Annotated in this window: 16 protein-coding genes; 3 read left to right on the top strand and 13 right to left on the bottom strand. The window is 72.7% G+C overall.

Annotated features, from left to right (window positions below):
- Window positions 1-134 precede the first annotated feature (134 nt).
- From ACFY7H_RS25540 to ACFY7H_RS25550, 3 genes are all read right to left on the bottom strand, one after another.
- Entirely contained in the window at window positions 135-3,881 is a 3,747-nt protein-coding gene (locus ACFY7H_RS25540) for an AAA family ATPase (RefSeq protein WP_388942072.1), read from the bottom strand.
- Window positions 3,882-4,091: 210 nt separating this feature from the next.
- Complete coding sequence (locus ACFY7H_RS25545) at window positions 4,092-4,307, bottom strand: hypothetical protein (RefSeq protein WP_362457577.1); 216 nt, start codon at window positions 4,305-4,307, stop codon at window positions 4,092-4,094.
- Window positions 4,308-4,656: 349 nt separating this feature from the next.
- Window positions 4,657-4,938, bottom strand: coding sequence for an acylphosphatase (locus ACFY7H_RS25550; RefSeq protein WP_388942075.1), 282 nt, complete (start codon window positions 4,936-4,938; stop codon window positions 4,657-4,659).
- 132 nt (window positions 4,939-5,070) lie between these two features.
- On the opposite strand from ACFY7H_RS25550, the gene ACFY7H_RS25555 reads away from it, so the two are divergent.
- The gene (locus tag ACFY7H_RS25555; protein ID WP_388942078.1) at window positions 5,071-5,946 is read left to right on the top strand and encodes a CAP domain-containing protein; all 876 of its coding nucleotides are present in this window, start codon (window positions 5,071-5,073) and stop codon (window positions 5,944-5,946) included.
- A gap of 73 nt (window positions 5,947-6,019) precedes the next feature.
- Here the strand turns inward: ACFY7H_RS25555 and ACFY7H_RS25560 are convergent, their stop codons facing one another.
- Entirely contained in the window at window positions 6,020-6,631 is a 612-nt protein-coding gene (locus ACFY7H_RS25560) for a flavodoxin family protein (protein ID WP_388942081.1), read from the bottom strand.
- A 135-nt stretch (window positions 6,632-6,766) separates the two neighbouring features.
- Here ACFY7H_RS25560 and ACFY7H_RS25565 point away from each other — a divergent pair, with 135 nt between their 5' ends.
- Entirely contained in the window at window positions 6,767-7,171 is a 405-nt protein-coding gene (locus tag ACFY7H_RS25565; protein WP_388942084.1) for a winged helix-turn-helix transcriptional regulator, read from the top strand.
- Here ACFY7H_RS25565 and mutM read toward each other — a convergent pair.
- The 9 genes from mutM to ACFY7H_RS25610 form a co-directional block, all read right to left on the bottom strand.
- Entirely contained in the window at window positions 7,144-8,013 is an 870-nt protein-coding gene (gene mutM / locus ACFY7H_RS25570) for a bifunctional DNA-formamidopyrimidine glycosylase/DNA-(apurinic or apyrimidinic site) lyase (RefSeq protein WP_388942087.1), read from the bottom strand. The genes ACFY7H_RS25565 and mutM overlap by 28 nt on opposite strands.
- Window positions 8,014-8,093: 80 nt before the next feature.
- The gene (gene rnc, locus ACFY7H_RS25575) at window positions 8,094-8,915 is read right to left on the bottom strand and encodes a ribonuclease III (RefSeq protein ID WP_388942090.1); all 822 of its coding nucleotides are present in this window, start codon (window positions 8,913-8,915) and stop codon (window positions 8,094-8,096) included.
- Between the two features lie 19 nt (window positions 8,916-8,934).
- Entirely contained in the window at window positions 8,935-9,108 is a 174-nt protein-coding gene (rpmF, locus tag ACFY7H_RS25580; RefSeq protein ID WP_003965982.1) for a 50S ribosomal protein L32, read from the bottom strand.
- Window positions 9,109-9,110: 2 nt separating this feature from the next.
- Complete coding sequence (locus tag ACFY7H_RS25585) at window positions 9,111-9,812, bottom strand: YceD family protein (protein WP_388942093.1); 702 nt, start codon at window positions 9,810-9,812, stop codon at window positions 9,111-9,113.
- A gap of 78 nt (window positions 9,813-9,890) precedes the next feature.
- Window positions 9,891-10,934 (bottom strand): cell division initiation protein, encoded by a 1,044-nt coding sequence (locus ACFY7H_RS25590; protein WP_388942096.1) that lies wholly within the window; start codon window positions 10,932-10,934, stop codon window positions 9,891-9,893.
- A 103-nt stretch (window positions 10,935-11,037) separates the two neighbouring features.
- Window positions 11,038-11,517 carry a pantetheine-phosphate adenylyltransferase gene (coaD, locus tag ACFY7H_RS25595; protein ID WP_388942099.1) on the bottom strand — a complete coding sequence of 160 codons (480 nt, stop codon included), beginning with the start codon at window positions 11,515-11,517 and terminating at the stop codon, window positions 11,038-11,040.
- 29 nt (window positions 11,518-11,546) lie between these two features.
- Window positions 11,547-12,125, bottom strand: coding sequence for a 16S rRNA (guanine(966)-N(2))-methyltransferase RsmD (gene rsmD, locus ACFY7H_RS25600; RefSeq protein ID WP_388942101.1), 579 nt, complete (start codon window positions 12,123-12,125; stop codon window positions 11,547-11,549).
- A gap of 73 nt (window positions 12,126-12,198) precedes the next feature.
- Window positions 12,199-14,406 (bottom strand): ATP-dependent DNA helicase RecG, encoded by a 2,208-nt coding sequence (recG, locus tag ACFY7H_RS25605; RefSeq protein WP_388942103.1) that lies wholly within the window; start codon window positions 14,404-14,406, stop codon window positions 12,199-12,201.
- 26 nt (window positions 14,407-14,432) lie between these two features.
- Window positions 14,433-16,082 (bottom strand): DAK2 domain-containing protein, encoded by a 1,650-nt coding sequence (locus tag ACFY7H_RS25610; protein WP_388942106.1) that lies wholly within the window; start codon window positions 16,080-16,082, stop codon window positions 14,433-14,435.
- 241 nt (window positions 16,083-16,323) lie between these two features.
- Between ACFY7H_RS25610 and rpmB the strand changes: the two genes are divergently transcribed.
- Window positions 16,324-16,509, top strand: coding sequence for a 50S ribosomal protein L28 (gene rpmB, locus ACFY7H_RS25615; RefSeq protein ID WP_007266795.1), 186 nt, complete (start codon window positions 16,324-16,326; stop codon window positions 16,507-16,509).
- Window positions 16,510-16,628: the final 119 nt, after the last annotated feature.

Raw genomic sequence — 16,628 nt, forward strand, 5'->3', positions numbered from 1 at the left:
AGATCGGGCACCACTGGAAGGCGGGAGGCAGCACAGAGCCTATGTGTTCATTTCCTGAAGTCAATAGGTGATGTGAAGGTCTCATTAAGGTTGAGCGAGGGATCTTGATTTCATTTCTTGAAGTACCAGGTGGCTCAGCGGAGCCGCTGGCTGATCACCTTCGAGACTCCGTCGCCCTGCATCGAGACGCCGTAGAGCGCGTCGGCCACCTCCATCGTCCGCTTCTGGTGCGTGATGACGATCAGCTGCGAACTCTCCTGGAGCTCCTCCATGATGCGGATCAGCCGCTGGAGGTTGGTGTCGTCCAGGGCCGCCTCGACCTCGTCCATCACATAGAACGGGCTGGGCCGCGCCTTGAAGATGGAGACCAGCAGCGCCACGGCCGTCAGCGACCGCTCGCCGCCCGACAGCAGCGACAGCCGCTTGACCTTCTTGCCGGGCGGCCGGGCCTCGACGTCCACACCGGTGGCCAGCATGTCGTCCGGGTCGGTGAGCACCAGACGCCCCTCGCCGCCGGGGAACAGCCGCGAGAAGACCCCCTCGAACTCCCGGGCGGTATCGCGGTACGCCTCGGTGAAGACCTGCTCGACCCGCTGGTCGACCTCCTTCACCACTTGAAGGAGATCAGCCCGGGTCTTCCGCAGGTCCGCCAGCTGCTCGCTCAGGAACTGGTGGCGCTCCTCCAGCGCCGCGAATTCCTCCAGGGCCAGCGGGTTCACCTTGCCCAGCTGCTGGTAGGCCCGTTCGGCCGCCTTCAGCCGCTTCTCCTGCCGGGCGCGGTCGAAGGGGCCCGGCCGGTTGCGGGGGTGCTCCGGATCCTCCGGCAGCACCTCGCCCTCGGCGGGCGGGGACGGCGGAACCGGCTGGTCGGGCCCGTACTCCGCCACCAGAGCGGCCGGATCCACCCCCAGCTCCTCCAACGCCCGCGCCTCCAGCTGCTCGATCCGCAGCCGCTTCTCCGCGCCGAGCACCTCGCCCCGGTGCACGGAGTCCGTCAGCTTGTCGAGCTCGCCCTTGAGGTCACGGCCCCGGCCGCGGGCCTCGCCGAGCTCCTGCTCGCGCAGCCCCTTGGCCTGCTCGGCGGCCGCACGCTCCAGCTCCGCCCGGCCGATGGACACCTCCAGGTGCGCCAGCAGCTGCCGCGCCCCGTCGGCGACGGCCCGGCCCACCTCGGCCTCGTACCGCCGGCGCTCCCGGCGCCGCTCCGCGCGCGCCCGGGCCTCGCGTTCGGCGCGGGCGCCCCGGTCCAGCGCGTCCGCCCGGCCGGCCAGACCCTTCACCCGCTCCTCGTGGGTACGCAGCTGGAGGCGGGCCTCCATCTCGGTCTGCCGCGCGTTCGCCCCGTCGGCGGAGAGCCGGTCCCGGGCCGAGGTGTCGGGCTCCTCCGCCAGCGGCAGCTCCTCCGCCACCGCGAGCCGCTCCGCGCACTCCTCCACGTCGGCCCGCGCCCGCTCCAGCGCCTCCTGGGCGGTGGCCGCCGCCCGGGCACTGCGCTCGGCCTCGCCCAGAGCGCCCTTCGCTTGCCCGGCGAGCCGGCCGAGCTGCTGGGCGACCCCGGCCCGGGCCCGCTCCCCGGCCCGGCGCCGCTCCGCCAGCTCCTCGGCGAGGGCGGCCGCCTCGGCGTGCCGCCGCCGGGCGCCCTCCTCGGCCGCGGCCAGCTCCCGGCACTCGCCGTCCAGCCGCTCCAGTTCCGCCGCCGCCTCGTCGACGGCGGCCTGCACCTCGATCAGGCTGGGCGCGCCCGCCGAGCCGCCGTGCGCGAGGTGGGCGCCGAGCACGTCCCCGTCGGCGGTCACCGCGACCAGGTCCGGCCGCGCGGCGACGACGGCCTCGGCTTCCTCCAGGCTCCCGACCACCACGTGCTCCCGCAGCACCCACGCCACGGCCCGCCGCACCTCCTCGTCCCCGTGGACGAGCGAAGCGGCCTCCAGGTACGCGGGCGTCCCCGCCGCCACCGCGGGCGCCGTCGTCGTCCGGGGCTCGGGGCCCGGCCCGCACGGGAGCGGCTGACCGGCGCGGTGGGCGGCGGGGCCGGGCTGGGCGGCGGGCTGGGCGCTTCCCTCGACGGCGGTCCCGGCACCGGCCTCGGGGCCGCGGGCCTGCCCGGGCAGGCCCGCACCGCCCGGGGCGGCGGGGGCCGCCGGGGCCTGCCCCGGAATCACGGCGGCGGGCGGGGCGATCAGGAACGTCGCCCGCCCGGCGTCGGCCTCCCGCAGGTGCCGGATCGCACCGGCCGCCGCCCCCGCCGAGGCCACGGCCACCGCGTCGGCGGCGGAGCCCAGCGCGGCGGCCACCGCGGCCTCGTACCCCGCAGCCACCGTCACCCGCTCCGCCGCCGGTCCCAGCAGCCCCGCCAGCCGCTCGCGCGCGGCCAGCAGCGCCCCCGTGCCGTCCTTGCGCCGCAGCCCCAGCGCGAGCGCGTCCCGCCGCGCCGATACGGCCGCACGGGACCGCTCCGCCGAGGCCAGCGCCCGCCCGGCCGCCGCGAGCTCGGCCTCCGCCCCCGTCAGCCCGGCCTTCGCCGCCTCGTACTCCTCCTCCGCCGAAGGGTCCTCGAGCCCGCCGACCTCCGCGGCCAGTTCCTCGTACTCCTCCCGCGCGGCCACCGCCCGGGCCTCCGCCTCGTCCCGGGCCGCGACGAGCCGCTCGATCTCCGCCTGCGCGGCGCCCGCCCGCGACCGGGCCGCCCCCAGCCGCCCGGTGAGCCGGGCCAGTTCCTCACGCCGGTCGGCGATGGCCCGTGCGGCGTCCCGCAGCCGCCGCTCTTCCTCGGCGAGGGCCCGCTCCAGCCCGGCCCGGTGCGCGGCGGTGTCCTCCAGCGCCCGTTCGGCCGCCTCCAGCGCGGCGGTCAGCTCCGCCTCCTGCTCCCGGATCCGCGCGGCCTCCCGCTCCATCTCCTCGGGGTCCCGGCCGCGCCGCTCCTCCTCCACGGGCGCGGAGGCGCTCCTGACCCGGGCCTCGGCCAGGGAGGCCGTCCCGCGCACCCGCTCGGCCAGCTGCGACAGCTCGTACCAGGTCTGCTGGGCCCGCTGGAGCCGGGGCGCGAGGCGGCGTACCGATTCCTCCAGCTCGGCCTCCCGGCGCAGCGCGTCCGCGAGGTCCCGCTCGGCGGACTCCTTGCGCTCCTTCAGGGCGGCCTCGTCGGCGATCTCCGCGTCCAGCGCGCTCCGCAGCGCCACCAGGTCGTCGGCGAGCAGCCGCAGCTTCGCGTCGCGCAGGTCGGCCTGGATCACGGCGGCCCGGCGGGCGACCGCCGCCTGCCGGCCCAGCGGCTTGAGCTGACGGCGCAGTTCGTCGCTCAGGTCCTGCACCCGCGCGAGGTTGGCCTGCATCGCGTCGAGCTTCCGCAGCGCCTTCTCCTTGCGCTTGCGGTGCTTCAGTACGCCCGCGGCCTCCTCGATGAAGGCGCGCCGGCCCATCGGATCGGCGTGCAGGACGGAGTCGAGCTGCCCCTGTCCGACGATGACGTGCATCTCGCGGCCGATGCCGGAGTCGGACAGCAGCTCCTGGATGTCGAGGAGCCGGCAGGTGTCACCGTTGATCTGGTATTCGCTGCTGCCGCCGCGGAACATGATCCGCGTGATGGTGACCTCGGCGTAGTCGATCGGGAGCGCGCCGTCGGAGTTGTCGATGGTGAGGGAGACCTCGGCCCGTCCGAGCGGCGGGCGTCCCGTGGTGCCCGCGAAGATGACGTCTTCCATCTTTCCGCCACGCAGGGATTTGGCTCCCTGCTCCCCCATGACCCAGGACAGCGCGTCCACCACGTTGGACTTGCCGGATCCGTTCGGGCCGACGACGCAGGTGATCCCGGGTTCGAAGCGCAGGGTGGTGGCCGAGGCGAAGGATTTGAAGCCACGCAGGGTCAGGGACTTGAGGTGCACGCCGCCGGACTCTACCTTTCGCGTCCGGTTTCACCCATGAAGGTGCAGGGCAGATCAGACGTTGGAGGGATCACTCCCCCACCTGGCCCAATGGCCCCGCAAGACGCGGCGCGGGCGGCCCGGCGGAGGTCCGGTGGAAAGAAAGAAGGGACGCCGAGGCGTCCCTTGCAGATCATTCGGGGCTGGAATCGAGTGACGGGAGAGAGCGGATCAGGTGAGCGCAGGCTCCGCCTGGGGTACGTCGATCTCGATGCTGTCGAGCAGCGAGTCACCGTGCTGAGCGGCGGCCGCCGTCAGAGCGTCGTTCTCGGACTGGATCCGCCCGAGCTCGGACTCGAGGTCCTGGACGCGCTGCTGGAGCCGTCGCATCTCGGCGAGGAGTCGCGGGTCGGAACCGCCGACGTAACCGAGAAGCGCCTTTGCCATGATGGATGGTCCTCCACACTGAGTGACCGACCGAAGCGGTGTGGGTCGTGAGGGAATCGCACCCGCGGATGTCCGGCAGCGACGGACAATCACTGCACTAGCCAGTGCCACCACTGCCAAACAGCTCGGGTGCGCGGGGCTTCCAGCGTCTCACCAAAAAGTTTGACGGTCAACACGATCACGCCCCGTATCGGCGGGCGGCCCGGTCCGCGCGAGGGGCGGAGAGATCAACCTCGTGTCCGAGCCTTCCACGGATCGACCGCCGCGGCAACGTCTCGGCGGCGAATGCGCAGATCCGACCGGGTGCCGGCGTTCCGGACCGCGAATCGGTCCGTGACCGGCCGCCCGGTCACCGGATCTCGAAGCCGTCGTAGCCGCCGCGCGGTGTGCCCCAGATCTCCGTGACCCCGTCCACCCGTCCGGGCGTGTCGCCGGAGCGGAGCCATTCCAGGAGCCGGTGGCAATTCTCACGTTGACCTTCCGCCACGACCTGCACTCGGCCGTCGTCGAGGTTCAGCGCGAAGCCGGTCATCCCGCCGATCTCCAGAGCATTGGCCCTGGTGAACCAGCGGAAGCCCACTCCCTGTACACGGCCGCGCACCCAGGCGGTCATACGGACGTCTTCATTCATGCATGAACGCTAACCGGGCCGGGCGTTTGGGGGCTCCACGCCCCCCTTGGCCCATCGGCTACAGTCCCCCACCAATGAGTCACCCGTTCGGGTGAGCAAAGTTTGATCTTGCAAAGGGAAGGCACGGCACCCATGGGACGCCACCGACTCCACGCCGCACCTCGGCGCGGCGCCAAGCGCACCGCCGTGCGCACCGGGCTGCTCGGCGCGTCCGTGGCGGCGGCCCTCGGTACCGCGGCCGTGACGACCGGGTTCGTCCCGGTCGGCGGCTCCTTCCCGTACGTCGGCACGGGCGCCGGTGAGAAGACGCAGGCCCGCGCCGAGCCCTCGCCCGCCGCCTCCGGCAAGCGGGCGGAGCAGCCGAACGGCCTGGCGAACCTCTCGGGGCGGGCCTCCTCGGCCCCGGCGAGCGCGCCCCCGGGCACCCCCTCGGCCTCTCCCACCCCGTCGGCGTCTCCCTCCCCGTCGGCGTCGCCGACGGCCTCCGCCTCCCCGTCCCCTTCGGCCTCCACGAAGGCGCCGGAGCAGAGCACCCCCAAGCCGGCGGCCCCGAAGCCGGCGGCACCGAAGCCCGCCGCCCCCAAGCCCCCCGCGGCGCCCAAGCCGGTGGCGCCGACGGCCGCCGATGGGCACTCCGCCGAGGAGGCCGAGGTGCTCGCCCTTGTGAACCAGGAGCGCGCCCAGGCCGGCTGCGTACCGGTCCGGGCGAACCCGCCGCTCGCGGCGCTGGCCGGCGCCTTCAGCAAGGACATGGCCGTACGGGGCTTCTTCGACCACACCGACCCGGACGGGAACTCCCCCTGGCAGCGGGCCCAGAACGCGGGGATCTCCGGTATGGGCGGCGAGAACATCGCGCGCGGCCAGGGGGACGCGAGTTCCGTGATGCAGGCCTGGATGAACAGCCCGGGCCACAAGGCGAACATCCTCAACTGCGAATTCCGCACCCTGGGCGTCGGTGTCCACTTCGGCTCCGGCGGCCCCTGGTGGACCCAGGAATTCGGCTTCTGACCGGCCCGCCGAGGGCCGTGCCGTAGACCCGGCCGGCCCCGCGAGGCCACGCGATGGGCCGGCCGGGCAGCCGTCAGACGGCGGCCGCCGCCAGGGCCGCCCGGCCCGCCACGACCACGCGGGTGTGCTCGGCGACGCGCCGGCCCAGGTGCTCGGCGGTGGCGAGGTCGGCCTTGTGGACGCCCTCGGGACCCTCGTCCGCGTTGGTCTGGGCCGCCGCGCCGGAGGAGAACCCGAGGCGGTTGAGGTCGTACTCGCTGCCGGTGGTGGAGTTCCAGCCGGGCTTCAGGCCCAGGCTGACCCAGCTCATGCCGTGCTGGGAGGCCAGCATCTGGAAGAACTGCAGGGTGTTCAGCTTGTCTCCGGCCTTGGAGGCGGAGTTGGTGAAGCCCGCGGCGACCTTGTCGTGCCACACGTCACCGAACCAGCGCTTCGAGGTGGCCTCGGCGAAGACGTGGAAGGCGCCGGAAGCGGTGCCCATGTAGGTGGGCGAGCCGAAGACGATCGCGTCCGAGCCGTCCAGCAGCGCCCACTCGGCCTCGGTGATCTCGTCGACCTTGATCAGGTGGACCGTGGCGCCGGTGGCGGCGGCTCCCGCACGCACGGCTTCGGCGACGACGGCCGTGTGCCCGTAACCGGAGTGGTAGGCGATCGAGACGACGGGGGCGGGGACGTTCGCGGACATGACGGTTCTCCTCGAAAGCGTGGGGCGCCGAGTGCGACCGGCGCGTGGCGCATGGCTGCGCCCGAGGAAAGAGAAGCACTAACTTTTAGAAAGCGCAAGCAGACAGTTAGCGCTACCCGGGGGTACGCTTGCGGTATGGAGAACCCAGCCTGTACCGAAGCCGACCAGGCCGACCTGCCGTTCGACGTCTTCGCGCGCGCCTGCCCCTCGCGGGAAACCCTGGAGCACGTCACCGGGCGCTGGGGCAGCCTCACCGTGGGCGCGCTGCGCGAGGGCCCCTGCCGCTTCAACGAGCTGCGCCGCCGTGTCGACGGCGTGAGCGAGAAGATGCTCTCGCAGACCCTGCACGCCCTGGAGCGCGACGGCATCGTCCTGCGCGAGGCGCAGCCGACCAACCCGCCCCGCGTCGACTACGAGCTGACCCCCCTGGGCCGGGAGGTCGCCGACCGGCTGCTCGCCCTGATCCACTTCCTCGAGGGCAGCATGGACGAGGTACTCGTCTCGCGGGGGGCCTACGACGCGGCGCGCGGCGGCCGCTGACAGCGCGGGCAGAAGTAGCTGGACCGGTTCATCCACGCCCTCCGCCGCATCGGCGTACCGCAGCGGCGGCAGGGCTCGCCCTCGCGCCCGTACGCGTCGAGGGAGCGGTCGAAGTAGCCGGACTCGCCGTTCACGTTGACGTACAGGCTGTCGAAGCTGGTCCCGCCGACGGCGAGCGCGGCGTTCATGACCTCGCGGACATGGCCGAGGAGTTCCGCGCTCCGGGGGCGGGTGAGGGTGGCGGTGGGGCGCTCGTAGTGCAGCCTCGCCCGCCACAGGGCCTCGTCGGCGTAGATGTTGCCGACCCCGCTGATCAGCGACTGGTCCAGCAGCGCCCGTTTGACGGTGGTGCGCTTCGCGCGCAGCGCCAGGTGGTAGGCCCCCTCGTCGAAGAGCGGGTCCAGCGGGTCGCGGGCGATGTGGGCGATCACGTCCGGCAGGCCCTCGTCGCTGCCGGGGACGGTCTCGTGCAGTGAGAGCCCGCCGAAGGTGCGCTGGTCGACGAAGCGCAGCTCGGTGCCCGTGTCGTCGGCGAAGCGCAGCCGGATGCGCAGGTGCTTCTCGTCGGGGGCTGCGGCCGGCTGCACCAGCAGCTGCCCGCTCATCCCGAGGTGGCCGAGGACGGAGAGCTCGCACCCCTCCAGGGGCAGCCACAGGTACTTGCCCCGGCGCCGCGGCGTCCCGATGGTCCGGCCGGCCAGGCGCGCCGCGAAGTCGGGGCCGCCCGCGAGGTGCCTGCGGACGGCCCGGGGGTGGAGCACCTCCACCGCCTCGACGGTCCGCCCGGCCACCCAGCGCTCCAGGCCGCGCCGCACCACTTCGACTTCGGGGAGCTCGGGCATGGTGTTCCTCCTGGATGGGGCGTCGAACAGGAAACCCCGCCGCACCGGGGTGCGACGGGGTCACTGCGGAAGGGGAGCGGTCAGGCGTCCGGCACCGGATCGGCGGGCGTCGGCGCCCCGTCGTCCTGTGCCGGCGCGGCGACGGCTGCGGCTTCCGCCGCCTTCCGTTCGTCCGCGGCGGTGCGGATGCCGCGCCAGGCGGACTCCGCGGCCTGCTGCTCCGCTTCCTTCTTGCTGCGGCCGGTACCGGTGCCGTACGAGACACCACCGACGCGGGCAGCAGCTGTGAAGGTCTTCTCGTGGTCCGGTCCCGTCTCGGTGACCAGGTATTCCGGTACGCCGAGGCCCTCGGCCGCCGTGAGCTCCTGGAGACTGGTCTTCCAGTCCAGGCCGGCACCGAGGTTGGAGGACTTCTCGATGAGCGGGTCGAAGAGCCGGTGGACCAGCTCCGAGGCCGCGTCGAGGCCCTTGTCGAGGTAGACCGCGCCGATCACCGCTTCGAGGGTGTCGGCGAGGATGGAAGCCTTGTCCCGGCCACCCGTGCCCTCTTCGCCCCGGCCGAGCCGGATGAAGGAGCCGAGTTCGAGGCCGCGCCCGACCTCCGCCAGCGCACGAGAATTGACCACCGCGGCCCGCAGTTTGGCCAGCTGGCCTTCCGGCAGATCGGGGTGGGTGGTGTACAGCGTGTCCGTGACCACCAGGCCGAGCACGGAGTCCCCGAGGAACTCCAGCCGCTCGTTGGTGGGCAGACCGCCGTTCTCGTACGCGTACGAACGGTGGGTCAGCGCACGCACCAGAAGGGCGGACTCGAGTTGGTACCCGAGCCGCCCTTCCAGAAGCGTGTGGGACGAGGCCGCGTTGTTACTGTCTGCCTGCTTCTCAGCGTTGGACAGCTCAGACATTGCGCCTCTCACCAGCCGCTCAGACCTCGAGGACCTGGCGCTTGTTGTAGGTGCCGCAGCTCGGGCACGCGATGTGCTGGAGCTTCGGCTCCTGGCAACGCTCACACGAAACCAGGGTGGGGACCGCAGCCTTCCACTGCGACCGGCGGTGGCGCGTGTTGCTGCGCGACATCTTCCGCTTCGGAACAGCCACGGCTACTTCTCCTGCTTCTCGGCGGCGCTCTGAACGTCGTCAGATGCAGTGCCGCTCATGTTGTCCTTCTCGTCGTCCTGATCGGTCACGACGAGTTCCTGCAAAGCCGCCCAACGGATGTCGACGGCGTCGTGGTGGTGCTCCGGGTCGTCGTTCAGGCTGAGCCCGCAATCGGGACACAGTCCGAGACAGTCCTCCCGGCACACCGGCTGCATCGGCAGTGCGAGCACCACCGCGTCACGCAGCACGGGTTCGAGGTCGAACAAGCCGTCCTCGAGGAAGAGCATGTCCTCGTCGTCCTCGGCGTCGTCGGCCGGCTCCGCCTTGGCGCGGCCCCGGTCGTCGGCGTCAGGGTACGAGAACATCTCCTGGAAGTCCGCCTTGAGCTCGCGCTCGACGGTCTCCAGACACCTTACGCACTCCCCCACCGCCGATGCACGGACGGTGCCTGTGACAAGCACCCCTTCCATGACCGACTCGAGACGGAGGCTGAGCTTCAGCGGGGCGCCCTCCGGCACTCCGATGACGTCGACGAGACCGAAGTCCGCCGGCGCCGCGATCTCGCGGGACAGCCGCTGCATGGCGCCAGGACGCCGCCCCAGCTCGTGCGTGTCGAACACGAGGGGGTTGCGGTGGTCGAGGCGGGTGTTCAGGGCCGTTCCTGCTTTCACAGATCGCTGAAGATCAAAGATTCCGCCGCTCACGGGCAGCATGGATCGCGACGCATAGGCGCGACCGAACAGCCAGGATACCCGGCGCTTCGCCCTGAGCCCAATCCGGCCCTAACGCCCCTGCTCGTACTGGCGCAGCTGGTCCAGGTTGATCATGCTCGTGTCGAAGAAGCTGGTCTCGTCGAGGGCGGGCCGCGGGGGGTGCTCCGGCTGCTGGTACGCCGCGTAGGGGTCGGGCTGCTGCTGGTAGCCGCCGTACGGGTCCGGCTGCTGCTGGTAGCCCGCGTACGGGTCCTGGTAGGCGTAGCCGTCCTGCTGGGGGTGGACCGGCTGGCCGGGGTACGGGGCCGCGTAGGCCGCGGCGCAGGTGTCGTACGCGGGCTCCGGCCGTTCCGGGAACGGCAGCGGTCCGGGGCCCGGCTCCGCGAGGCCGGCCAGGAAGTCCGCGTCGCTGGACGGCCGGATCCCCTGGGGTCCGGCGGCGTCCTGGGCCGCCATGTGCGCGCCCAGGTCGTCGGCGGGGGCCCGGCCCAGGAGCTTCTGCCGGCCCCGTCCGACGGCCTCCAGGGTCTTGGCCAGCACCGCCTCGAAGGTCGCCAGCTTCCGGTCGACGTACGCGTCCGCCTGCTCGCGCCGGATCCGCGGGTCCGGGCTGGGCTCGGGGGCGTCGGTGTCGTCGGAGCCGGTGGGGTCCTGCCCGCCGGCTCCCGGGCCGCGGCCCAGGAGCTTCTCGCGGCCGCGGTCGACGGAGCCGATGGTCTTGCTGAGCACGACCTCGAAGTTGGCGAGCTTGCTGTCGACGTACTCGTCGGCCTCGGCCCGGATCTCGGCGGCCTCCCGGCGGGCTTCCGCCAGGATCCGTTCGGCCTCGCCCCGCGAGCGGCGGGCGATCTCGGTGTCGGAGATCAGGGAGCCGCGCTGCGCGTGCGCGGACTCGATGATGCGCTCCGCCTCCCGGCGGGCCTCCTCGACCATCTGCTCGCGCCCGCCGATGAGCTCACGGGCCTGGGCGAGCGAGCCCGGCAGGGCCTGGCGTACCTCTTCGAGCCACGCGAGGAGTTCCGCGCGGTTGATCACGCAGGAGGCCGACATCGGCATGGAGCGGGCGCCGCCCACGGCCGCGACGATCTCGTCCAGCTTCTTCTGTACGTCCATGGGGGGCTCGCGCTCTCTCTGCCTCGGACTGACGAGACGACTGTAGGGCCACCGGACGCACGGGCGGGACGAGCCGGCGAACCCCGGCCCGTCCGCCCCCGGGTCACTTCGCGCGCAGCCGTTCGACCAGTGCCGCGTGGACGTGCGCGGGCAGCAGGTGGGCGACGTCGCCGCCCCAGGCGGCGACCTCCTTGACCAGGGAGGACGACAGGAAGCTGTAGGTGGGGTTGGTCGGCACGAACAGGGTCTCGACCCCGGAGAGGCCCATGTTCATCTGGGCCATCTGGAGTTCGTAGTCGAAGTCGCTGACGGCGCGCAGGCCCTTGACGATGGCGGGGATGTCCCGCTGCTTGCAGAAGTCGACGAGCAGTCCGTGGAAGGACTCGACCTCGACGTTGCCGTAGTCGGCGGTCGCCTCGCGGATCATGTCGATCCGCTCTTCGACGGTGAACAGCCCCTTCTTAGACTGGTTGATCATCACGGCGACGTGCACGACGTCGTAGAGCCTGGAGGCCCGGCCGATGATGTCGAGGTGCCCGTTGGTGATGGGGTCGAACGACCCCGGACAGACGGCGCGGCGCAACTGAACTCCCTCGGTCTCCCGTGCGGGCATCATGAGTCTTCGCTGGTGAAGGCGGCGCGACCGTACCAAAGGGTGCCTTCGCCGTACTTGCGCGAACGCAGCGGCTCGAACCCCTCCGGCCACGGGAACGGACCGCTCCTGGTGCTGCGCTCCACGGTGACGAGCGCATCGCCGGTGAGCCAGCCATTGGCCCGGAGTGTGAGCAGGATCTCGCCAAGATCGCCGTGCTCGACGGCGTACGGCGGGTCCAGGAAGACGATGTCGTACGGGTCCCCGGGCGCGGCGGCGGCCACGACCTGCTCGGCCTTGCCCGCCCGGAATTCGGCGCCGGGCAGGCCCAGGGTCTTGATGTTGTCCCGGATGGCCTTGGACGCCTTGGCGTCGGCCTCGACCAGCAGGGTGTGGGCGGCGCCCCGGGAGAGGGCCTCCAGCCCGACGGCGCCGGAGCCGCCGTAGAGGTCGAGCACCCTGGAGCCTTCGACTCCGTGCAGGGACTCCCAGGTGGAGAAGAGCCCTTCGCGCATCCGGTCGGAGGTCGGGCGGGTGCCGGTGCCGGGCGGCACGGCCAGCCGCCGGCCGCCGGCGGTGCCGGCGATCACGCGGGTCATCTGGGGTCCTTCGCTGGGCGGTCGGGGGAGGTCCTGCGACCTCCGTCTGGCCTCCAACGATAGGTCGTGCGCCTCAGCCCTTCTCCAGGTACTGCTCGCGCTCGGTGTCCAGCAGGGCGTCGAGGGCGGTGCGCAGCCCCGGCAGGTGCTCCAGGCCGGGGTCGGCGGCGACCACGCGGGCGGCCTCCTCCCGCGCCTGGGCGATGACTTCCTCGTCCTCGATGACGGCGAGCATGCGCAGCGAGGAGCGGACACCGGACTGGGCCTGCCCGAGGACGTCGCCCTCGCGGCGCTGTTCCAGGTCGATCCGGGAGAGTTCGAAGCCGTCGAGGGTGGCGGCGACGGCGGCGAGCCGGGCGCGGGCGGGGCTGGCCTCGTGCATCTCGCTGACCAGCAGGCACAGACCCGGAGCGGATCCCCGGCCGACGCGGCCGCGCAGCTGGTGGAGCTGGGAGACGCCGAAGCGGTCCGCGTCCATGATCACCATGACGGTGGAGTTGGGGACGTTCACCCCGACCTCGATGACGGTGGTGGCGACCAGCACCTTGACCTCGCCGGAGGCGAAGCGGCGCATGACGTCGTCCTTGTCGGCCGGGTCCATGCGTCCGTGCAGGACCTCGACGGACAGTCCGGCGAGGGGGCCGCGGGTGAGCTGTTCGGCGATCTCCAGCACGGCCAGCGGCGGGCGCTTCTCGGCCTCGTCCTCGGCGGAGGCCTTCTTCTTGCCCTTGGGTTCGTCCTCGCCGTCGCCGATGCGCGGGCAGACCACGTAGGCCTGGTGGCCGTTCTCCACTTCCTCGCGGACCCGTTCCCAGGCGCGGGCGAGGAAGTGCGGCTTGTCCTTGGCGGGTACCACGTGGGTGGCGATCGGGGAGCGGCCGGCGGGCAGCTGGTCGAGGACGGAGGTCTCCAGGTCGCCGAAGACGGTCATCGCGACGGTGCGCGGGATCGGGGTGGCGGTCATGACCAGCAGGTGCGGGGGCTGCTTCCCCTTGGAGCGGAGCGCGTCGCGCTGCTCGACGCCGAAGCGGTGCTGTTCGTCGACGACGACCAGGCCGAGGTCGTGGAACTGCACCTTGTCCTCGATGAGGGCGTGCGTGCCGATGACGATGCCCGCCTCGCCGGTGACCAGGTCGAGCAGGGCCTGGCGGCGGGCGGCGGTACCCATGGAGCCGGTGAGCAGCACCACCTTGGTGCCCTGGTCGGAGCCGCCCAGCATGCCGCCCTCGGCGAGTTCGCCCATCATCTCGGTGATCGAGCGGTGGTGCTGCTGGGCGAGGACCTCGGTGGGCGCGAGCATCGCGGCCTGTCCGCCGGAGTCGACGACGGCGAGCATGGCCCGCAGGGCCACCATCGTCTTCCCGGAGCCCACTTCGCCCTGGAGGAGGCGGTGCATGGGGTGGCTGGTGGCGAGGTCGTCGAAGATCTCCTGGGAGACGGTCCGCTGGCCTTCGGTGAGGGTGAAGGGCAGTTTGGCGTCGAAGGAGTCGAGGAGGCCGCCGGGGGCGGCGCGGCGGGCGACCGCCGGGAGCTGGGAGTCCGCGTGCCGGCGGCGGGCCAGCGCGACCTGGAGGACGAAGGCCTCGTCCCACTTCAGGCGCTGACGGGCGTCCTCGACGTCGGCCTTGGTGGCGGGCCGGTGGATCTTGAGGAGGGCCTCGGGGAGCGGGACCAGTCCGCGGCCCTCCCGCAGGGCGGGCGGCAGCGGGTCGACGGCCTCCTGGGCGCGGGGCAGTACGGCGTCCACGCATTTGGCGATCTTCCAGGACTCCAGCTTGGCGCAGGCCGGGTAGATCGGGATCAGCCGGCCGGCGAAGGCGGTGGCCGCGTCCCGGTCGGAGGCGTCGGCGCCGAGGGGCTCGTACGCCGGGTGCGCGAGCTGGAGCTTGTGGTTGAAGCGGGAGACCTTGCCGGCGAACATGGCGCGGCTGCCCGGCAGCAGTTCCTTGTGCGGCTTGTGGACGCCCGCGCCGAAGAAGACCAGCTGGAGGCGGCCGCTGCCGTCGGTGATGGTGACTTCCAGGCGCTTGCCCCCGCCGCGGCTGCCCTGGTAGGTCAGCAGGCGGGCGTCGGCGACCTGGGCGACGACGGTGACGTGCTCGTCGAGCTGGTCGGCGAGGTCCGCCAGCGAGGTCAGCTCGCCGCGCTCGGCGTACCGCCGGGGGTAGTGGTGGAGCAGGTCCAGGGCCGTGTGCAGGCCGAGCTGCTCGGCCAGCACCTTGGCGGTGGCGGGGCCGAGGGTCTTCTTGAGGTCTTCGTCGAGCGCGGGCACGTGTTCCATTGCACACCATCGCGCTGACAAGCCGGCTATTCGACTCCGATGAGCAGGGGTGCCGACCAGCGGCCGCCGCGGTAGGTGACGGTGTCGACGGCCAGGTGCGCGTGCTGGACGTAAGCCTCCAGGCGCGCGGCGAGGGTGTCCGGCACCTCGGGTCCGAGGACGAGGGTGACCAGTTCGCCGCCGGAGCCGAGCATCCGTTCCAGGACGGCCTCGGCGGTCTCGGGCAGGCCGGCGCCGATGACGGCGACGTCGCCGTCGATGAGCCCGAGGACGTCCCCGGCCTGGCAGATGCCGGCGGAGGTGAAGGACTGCCGTTCGGCGACGGCGAGTTCCCCGTAGCGGGTGGCGCCGGCGGCCGCGGTCATGGCGACCACGTCCTCGTCGAAGCTGGCGTCCGGGTCGTGCACGGCGAGGGCGGCCAGGCCCTGGACCGCCGAGCGGGTGGGGATCACGGCCACCCGTACCCCCTCGGCACGGGCCCGCTCGGCGGCGGCCGCCGCGGCGGCGCGGGGCTCGGGGCCGCCGGGCAGCAGGACCACCTCGCGGGCGTGGGCCCGGCGTACGGCGTCGAGCAGTTCCAGGACGGCGGGCGGTTCCCCGGGGCGGGTCAGCACCGCGGTGGCGCCGGCCTCGTCGCACAGGGCGGCCAGGCCCTCCCCCTGGACGACGGCGACCACGGCCCGCTGGGTGCGGGGGGCGGTGGCGCGGCGGCGCTGGTCGCCGAAGTGGGTGATGCGGATCCGGTACGGCCGGCCGGCTTCCACCCCGGCCTCGACGGCCGCCCCGGGGTCGTCGACGTGCACGTGGACGTTCCACAGCCCGTCGCCGCCGACCACCACGAGGGAGTCGCCGAGCCGGTCGAGGCCGGCGCGGAGTCCGGCGACGGCCTCGTCGGAGGCCTCCAGCAGGTAGATCACCTCGTACGCGGGACCGCCCTGGTCCAGGTCGCAGGGCTCCGGGTCCAGCGGTACGGGTACGGGTACGGCGGGGCCGCGTACCGGGTCGGGGGCGGGTTCCCGGCCGGACAGCGCCTGCCACAGGGCCCCGAGTACGGCGACCAGTCCGCAGCCCCCGGCGTCGACCACTCCGGCCTTCCGCAGCGCGGGCAGCTGCCCCGGGGTCTCGGCGAGGGCGGCCCGGGCCCCCTCGTACGCGGCTCGGGCGACCTCGGCGGGGGCGGCCCCGGTCCCGGCGGCGGCCGCGGCCCGCGCGGCGGCGCCGGCGACGGTGAGCATGGTGCCCTCGACGGGGTGCGCGACGGCCCGGTAGGCCTCCTCGGCGGCGCGGCCGAGGGCCCGGGCGAGCAGCGGGCCCGGGCCGTGGCCGCCGGGGTCGGCGCCGAGGACGTCGGCGACTCCGCGCAGCAGTTGAGCGAGGATGGTCCCGGAGTTGCCCCGGGCGCCTATGAGGGCGCCGTGCGCGTAGGCCCGTACGGCCTCGGCGAGGGAGGCGGGTCCGGCTGTGCGGTCCGTCACTCCGGCGAGGGACTCGTCCAGGGCGCGGTCGGCGGCCTCGGCGGTGAGGTAGAGGTTGGTTCCGGTGTCGGCGTCGGCGACGGGGTAGACGTTGATCGCGTCGATGTCCTCGCGGGCCCGGCCCAGTGCGGCCAGGGCCAGTGAGCTCCAGGTGCGCACGGCTTCGGCGTCCAGGGTGTGCGGGCCAGGCTCGTGCGCCACCGGGCGTTCCTCCTTGTGCGGGCCAGGGTTCACCGCAGGGTAACGAAGGGAGCCCTCCGCTCGGGGGGCCCGGGGCGGAGCCGGGCCCCGTCGTGGTAGTTTTCTCGGACCCAAGCAGTCGTTGTATGCTGCTCAGGTTGCCCGTCGAGAGTCGGGTCATTCGTCCGGCAAGCCACTTCAGATCTCTGATTACGGTGTGCCGGATTCCACCGTAATTGCATCTGAAGTCTTGGAGTGACCTGTGGCTGCCAACTGCGACGTTTGCGCCAAGGGGCCGAGCTTCGGCAACAACATCTCCCACTCGCACCGCCGCACCTCGCGTCGCTGGAACCCGAACATCCAGCGCGTCCGTGCCGTGGTCAATGGGACGCCGAAGCGCCTCAACGCCTGCACCTCGTGCATCAAGGCCGGCAAGGTCTCGCGCTGACGCCTCCCGTCGTCGTAGCGCAGCCCTTTCCGGTTGCCAAGAAGGCCGGTTCACCTCTGGTGAACCGGCCTTTTGCCTTGTCCGGGCCCTGGTGGGCCGCCTCCTGACACCGGGAGGCG

Origin of the sequence: Streptomyces sp. NPDC012794, assembly GCF_042901085.1 — a bacterium.
Taxonomy (GTDB): domain Bacteria; phylum Actinomycetota; class Actinomycetes; order Streptomycetales; family Streptomycetaceae; genus Streptomyces.

Bases quoted from the DNA above. Each gene is read 5' to 3' on its own strand.
- ACFY7H_RS25550 (WP_388942075.1), bottom strand. From the start codon at position 4,938: ATGAATGAAGACGTCCGTATGACCGCCTGGGTGCGCGGCCGTGTACAG.
- rnc (WP_388942090.1), bottom strand. From the start codon at position 8,915: ATGTCTGAGCTGTCCAACGCTGAGAAGCAGGCAGACAGTAACAACGCG.
- rsmD (WP_388942101.1), bottom strand. From the start codon at position 12,125: ATGACCCGCGTGATCGCCGGCACCGCCGGCGGCCGGCGGCTGGCCGTG.
- recG (WP_388942103.1), bottom strand. From the start codon at position 14,406: ATGGAACACGTGCCCGCGCTCGACGAAGACCTCAAGAAGACCCTCGGC.
- ACFY7H_RS25565 (WP_388942084.1), top strand. From the start codon at position 6,767: ATGGAGAACCCAGCCTGTACCGAAGCCGACCAGGCCGACCTGCCGTTC.
- mutM (WP_388942087.1), bottom strand. From the start codon at position 8,013: ATGCCCGAGCTCCCCGAAGTCGAAGTGGTGCGGCGCGGCCTGGAGCGC.
- ACFY7H_RS25560 (WP_388942081.1), bottom strand. From the start codon at position 6,631: ATGTCCGCGAACGTCCCCGCCCCCGTCGTCTCGATCGCCTACCACTCC.
- ACFY7H_RS25545 (WP_362457577.1), bottom strand. From the start codon at position 4,307: ATGGCAAAGGCGCTTCTCGGTTACGTCGGCGGTTCCGACCCGCGACTC.
- ACFY7H_RS25555 (WP_388942078.1), top strand. From the start codon at position 5,071: ATGGGACGCCACCGACTCCACGCCGCACCTCGGCGCGGCGCCAAGCGC.
- ACFY7H_RS25590 (WP_388942096.1), bottom strand. From the start codon at position 10,934: ATGGACGTACAGAAGAAGCTGGACGAGATCGTCGCGGCCGTGGGCGGC.